The organism is Nonomuraea aridisoli (assembly GCF_003236395.1).
Classification (GTDB): domain Bacteria; phylum Actinomycetota; class Actinomycetes; order Streptosporangiales; family Streptosporangiaceae; genus Nonomuraea; species Nonomuraea aridisoli.
In genome coordinates this window covers 1-4,538 of record NZ_POUD01000443.1, presented here as the reverse complement: position 1 = coordinate 4,538, position 4,538 = coordinate 1, and the positions used below count along the sequence as shown (strand labels likewise).

General features: G+C 68.1%; 4 protein-coding genes and 1 pseudogene. All 5 read left to right on the top strand.

What is annotated here, in order from left to right:
• A pseudogene (locus tag C1J01_RS46395) lies at positions 1-578 on the top strand (ThiF family adenylyltransferase); the annotation flags it as partial.
• Between the two features lie 62 nt (positions 579-640).
• The gene (locus tag C1J01_RS46390) at positions 641-1,975 is read left to right on the top strand and encodes an ABC1 kinase family protein (RefSeq protein ID WP_111185370.1); all 1,335 of its coding nucleotides are present in this window, start codon (positions 641-643) and stop codon (positions 1,973-1,975) included.
• A 348-nt stretch (positions 1,976-2,323) separates the two neighbouring features.
• Positions 2,324-2,515, top strand: a complete 192-nt coding sequence (locus C1J01_RS46385; RefSeq protein WP_146615996.1) for a hypothetical protein — start codon at positions 2,324-2,326, stop codon at positions 2,513-2,515.
• 653 nt (positions 2,516-3,168) lie between these two features.
• On the top strand, positions 3,169-3,891 hold the full coding sequence (locus tag C1J01_RS46380) for an amidohydrolase family protein (protein WP_111185368.1): 723 nt from the start codon (positions 3,169-3,171) through the stop codon (positions 3,889-3,891).
• A 146-nt stretch (positions 3,892-4,037) separates the two neighbouring features.
• Positions 4,038-4,415, top strand: a complete 378-nt coding sequence (locus C1J01_RS46375; protein WP_111185372.1) for a hypothetical protein — start codon at positions 4,038-4,040, stop codon at positions 4,413-4,415.
• Positions 4,416-4,538: the final 123 nt, after the last annotated feature.

The window sequence follows — 4,538 nt, the reverse complement described above, 5'->3', positions numbered from 1 at the left end:
GCGGAAGCGCGGGGGCGGGTTCTGACCGTGGTGGTGAGGCGCCGGGACGAGGGGAGGTGGTGGAGCCGACGGTGAACGTCCTGGCCGGTGGGCCGTTCCTGGGGGACAAGACCGACCGGCCCGACCTCGTCATCATCGCGCCGGTCGCCCCCCTCGACGGGTTACTGATCAACGACCTCAACTCACTGGGCATCCCCCACCTGCTGGTGACGGCCTTCGAGGGGTACGGCACCATCGGTCCGCTGGTCCTGCCCGGCAGCACGGCGTGCCTGCACTGCCTCGATCTGACACGACGCGACCGCGACCCCACCTGGCCGATGGTCACCGCCAGGCTGGGCGGCTATCCCCCCGGCGAGATCGCCTGTGCTTCGGCGCTCACGGCCGTGGTCGCGGCGGCAGCCGTCGGCCATGCGCTTGGTCATCTCGATGGCCGGGAGTCCGTTGTGACCAACGGCACAGTAGACATAACGCCTGATTGGCAATGGAAAAGGCGGTCTTGGAGCGTTCACCCTCAATGTCGTTGTATGCGAAACAATCAATATTCGCTAAGAATGGTCATGGCACCTCACCTCGACTGACGTGCTCAGGGGACGACCACGAAGGGGGGAAGCGGTATCTCATCGAGGTTCCGCGCACCGATGTGAGCGATCTTCCGCGTCGTGCAGTCACGCGTTCGGCCAAGCTGGCCACCCTCCCACTCGGCTTCGCGGGGCGTGCGGCCCTCGGGCTGGGCAAGCGCATCGGCGGCAAGTCGGCGGAGATCGTCGCGCAGGAGGTCCAGCAGCGCACCGCCGAGCAGGTCTTCAAGGTCCTGGGCGAGCTCAAGGGCGGCGCGATGAAGGTCGGCCAGGCGCTGTCGATCTTCGAGGCCGCGTTGCCGCAGGAGATCGCCGGCCCCTACCGTGCCACGCTCACCAAGTTGCAGGACTCCGCGCCGCCGCTGCCCGTCGCCACCGTCCACAAGGTGCTGACGGAGCAGCTGGGCGACGGCTGGCGTGACCACTTCCTGTCGTTCGACGACAAGCCGACGGCCGCCGCCTCGATCGGGCAGGTGCACCGCGCCGTCTGGCGGGACGGCAGGGACGTGGCCGTCAAGATCCAGTACCCGGGGGCGGGCAAGGCGCTGCTCGGCGACTTCTCCCAGCTCGCGCGGCTGGGCAAGATGTTCGGCGCGCTGCTGCCCGGCCTCGACATGAAGGCCGTGCTGAACGAGCTGCGCGAGCGCATCGCCGAGGAGCTCGACTACCTCAGAGAGGCCGAGGCCCAGCACGCCTTCGCCCTCGCGTTCGACGGCGATCCCGACTTCCACGTGCCCGACGTGGTGGCGGCCAACGAGATGGTACTGGTCACCGAGTGGATGGACGGCACCCCGTTGTCGCGCATCATCACCGACGGCACCGAGGAGCAGCGCGACCGGGCGGGGCTGCTGTTCGTACGGTTCCTGTTCTCCTCCCCCTCGCGCGTCGGCATGCTCCACGCCGATCCCCACCCGGGCAACTTCCGGATGCTCGCCAACGGCAAGCTCGGCGTCCTCGACTTCGGTGCGGTCAACCGGATGCCCGCCGGGTATCCCACGGTCTTCGGGCAGCTGATGCGGATCTTCAACGAGGGCGACATGGAGACCGTGATGGCCGGCCTGCGACGTGAGGGCTTCATCCGCGAGGACATCGACATCGATGCCGACGCCTTGCGGGCCTTCCTGGCGCCGTACGTGGAGCCGACGGCGGTGGAGGAGTTCACGTTCAGCCGGGCGTGGCTGCAGACGCAGGCGGCCAGCGTCGCCGACCTCCGGCCGAACAACGTGGTCCGGCAGCTCAACCTGCCTCCGTCGTACGTGCTGATCCACCGGGTGCACGCGGCGGGGATCGGCGTGCTGTGCCAGCTCGGCACCACGGCCCGCTTTCGCGACGAGGTCATCCGCTGGGTGCCCGGCTTCACCGAGGACCCCGACGACGAACCCCTCCCCATCAGCTGATCCCAAGGTCACAGAAGTCCCAAGGTCGCGCGCGCAGGTCGCGGATTCACAGGGTTGCGGGCCATGGGGTCCGCGGGTCACGAGGCGCCGGTGCACGCGTCGCGGGGCACGGGGTCATGGTTTCGGGGTCACGGGGTCACGGTCGCGGGGTCACGCGTACGAAAGGGCGGATCGTGGCTTGGTGGGGTGGATGGGCTAGTGCCCAGGGCATGCATGGTCTTTGGTGCGGTCGAGGTGGGTGGATGTGATGATGAGCTGGGAGTGACACACCGCGGTTGGCGCTACCGATCCTTTACTACCGACTGTAGTGTTGCAGACGCAGTCCGTAACTATTTCTGGAGGATGCACATGCGTCGACCTGCCCGCCTGATCGCCGCCGCTGCCGCACTGGCGACCGCAGGCCTGTTCGCTGCGGCCCCGGCCGCGAACGCCGTCATCGATCCGGTCGCTCTCCTCGAGTGCGTGACCAGCAGCGCGACCGAACTCACCACCTTGGCAGTGCCCACCGAGATCCCGCTGACCGGTTGCCTCGCTCCCTGAGCCGGCGTCCCCACAGAGGGCACGCGCCCACCTGTCGCTGCCACCGTGTGAATGTCGGCAGGGATCATGCGTGACCAGATGACCTGACCTGCACGCCCGTGCCGTTCGGTCTGGTTCCCCGGTTCTTCCGCGTGGACCTGGTGAGCGTTGCGACGGGTAGTTCGTGGTGGGCAGGGCGCTTCGCTCGCACAGGCGCCCTGCCCCGCCACCTTGATCCAGAGCACCCGGCTTCTCGCAATCGGTCGCCCGAGCGACCTCGCGAGCGACCCCGGGACCAGTCCGCGAGCGTCCTCGCGACCGGCCTCTCGATCGGTCCCTGGTGCGCGATCATGTCCCACCGATCGATCGCGATCGCACACGTCTCCCGGCCCTCTGAACGACCCTGGCACAAGGTCGACGTCGAGGGCTCCTCGATCACGATCCAGCGCATCACCGACTACGGGGTTCGACCGGGTCGAGGCCACGCTGCCGGCCGTCGTGCATGCCATGCTGTTGGCGAAGCCCTTCGCCCACTCTTCCGTGCGGGCCATGCCCCTTTGCGTCGCTACGGGTCCCGCGAGGCTTCCAGCCCACTGGCTGTGCTTGCGGATCAGCGAGCCCTTTGTCGACGGCCAGGTGCGTATGGGCCTGGCCGCTGTCCCATCAACGGCTAGATGTGTGGGCCTGGCCTCACTTCCCGCCAACGGCCAACTGCGTGGGGCTGGCGCGCTTCCCGTCAACGGCCAGGCGCGAATAGGTCTGCCCGTTTTCCGAGATGGGCCGGACGTCCTCGATCCGAGCGGAACGAACCCGATGGACGGCTCAAGAGCGGCATCCCGCCCATCCACGCCATCCAGGAGGCCGGCGTCAGTTTCGGGCTCGGCGGCGACAACTCCTTCTGCAGCGACGCCCAGAACATGTTCCAGGCCATGAAGCTGCTCACCTCGATGGCCGCCATCAGTCGCGTCGATCCCGGCCCCGACCAGGCGGACCAGGCGTGGCGCGCGGCGACCCGCGGTGGCGCGCACGCGCTCGGCAGCGACGACGACCTCGGCCAGATCAAGGTCGGCTTCCGGGGCGACCTGGTCACGCTCGACCTGTCGAACCCGACCTTCGTGCCGCTGAACAGCCCGGTGCGGCAGCTGGTGCACACCGAGTCGGGACGAGCGGTCACCGACGTCTTCGTGGACAGCCGGGTGGTGATCAGGAACCGGGTGCTGACGACCATCGACCAACGGGCTCTGGTCGAGCACGTGGCCGAGCTCGCGGAGAAGTACCGCGCCGACTTCGAGACCGTCAAGGCGCGGACGGAGCACCTGCGGCCGTACCTGCTGGAGGCCCATCACCGCACGTGGAACACGGACGTGGGCCTCAACCGCCTGTTCACTGGAGCCTGATCGTTGTCCACGCCGTTGACGACGTTATAGGTCTTCCCTATAGTCGTCTACGCGAGAGACAATGTTTGGTGCGTCTCGGGGACGCGTTGACCGCGTGGTAGTAATGAGATCGGCAGAGGAGGCCGGAAAGACAGAGGGTGCGCGCCATGACCGGGTCCTATCTCGGCGTTCTCGGCATCGCCCAGGCGCTCGGAGTCAGCCGGCACGCCGTGCACAAATGGCGCACGCGCTATCCGGCCGATTCGAGCCACCCGTTTCCCGAGCCTGACGTCGACATCGACGGATCCCCCGGCTGGCGCCCCGACCGGCTGGAGGAGATCACGCGGTGGCGAGCCAGTCTGCCCGGCCGCGGCGCGGGCGGAGGCCGGCCCACCGTCGCCCGTCAGCAATACCTGCAGGCGGCGGCGGCGCGCGGCCTCGATCGCGACGAGGCGTTGCGGGCGCTCATCACCTTCACCGAGGAATTCCCCGAGATGACCGAGCCGGAGATCGGCGCCTGGCTCGTCGATCAGTGGCGTAGCTAGTGGGCTGACCACGAACGTTCACCGGTTTTGATCATGCGGCTTCGTCGCGGGGACGGCCCCAACGATGCTGGCGTTCGCTGCGGATGCGGGCGCGTTCACGGCGTTGAGCGGCCAGCACATCGG